Source organism: Microbacterium sp. K41, from assembly GCF_004794395.1.
In the GTDB taxonomy this organism is placed as follows: domain Bacteria; phylum Actinomycetota; class Actinomycetes; order Actinomycetales; family Microbacteriaceae; genus Microbacterium; species Microbacterium sufflavum.
The window spans coordinates 1-703 of the sequence record NZ_SSDO01000169.1 but is presented as its reverse complement, the minus strand read 5'-3'; the positions used below and the strand labels follow the sequence as shown (position 1 = coordinate 703).

At 75.4% G+C, this 703-nt stretch carries 1 protein-coding gene; it reads left to right on the top strand.

Annotated features, from left to right (window positions below; translation table 11 throughout):
* Positions 1 to 703 (top strand): ATP-binding cassette domain-containing protein (locus tag DW309_RS04485; protein ID WP_136044686.1); only part of this gene is annotated, 703 nt, incomplete at both ends.

The following is a 703-nucleotide window of genomic DNA, read 5'->3' as shown; positions in this document are numbered from 1 at the left end:
GCCAGTACCCGCACGAGCTCTCCGGGGGACTCCGCCAGCGCGCCCTGATCGCCTCGGCGCTCGCGGCGTCCCCGGCGGTGCTGGTCGCGGACGAGCCGACGACGGCGCTGGACGCGACGGTGCAGGCGCGCATCCTCGACCTGCTGCGGGAGATCGCCGACAGCGGGACAGCGGTGCTGTTCATCAGCCACGACGTCGCGGCCGTGCGCCGGCTGGCCGACCGGGTGCTGGTGATGAAGGACGGCGTCGTGGTGGAGTCGGGTCCGGTCGCGGAGGTGCTGGAGCGTCCGCAGCACGAGTACACCCGGGAGCTCATCGCCGCGACCCTGCACGAGCCGCGCGACGCTCCCGCCGGCGAGGCGGCCCCGATCCTCGTGGCCGAGGGCGTGGCGAAGTCGTTCGGCGCCACGGCCGCCGTGGTCGGCGCGTCGTTCACGGTGCCGGAGGGGCGCACGCTCGGGATCGTGGGGGAGTCCGGGTCGGGCAAGACCACGCTCGCGCGGCTCCTGGTCGGCGTCGAGAAGGCGGACACCGGGTCGCTCGCCTGGCAGGGATCGCCGCGGGTGCAGCTCGTGCACCAGAACCCGCTCGGCGCGTTCGACCCGAGGTGGACGATCGGGCGGTCGCTGCGCGAGGCCCTGGAGGCCGGCGGGATGCCCCGGTCCGAGCGCGGTGAACGGGTCGCGGGGCTGCTCGCCGAGGT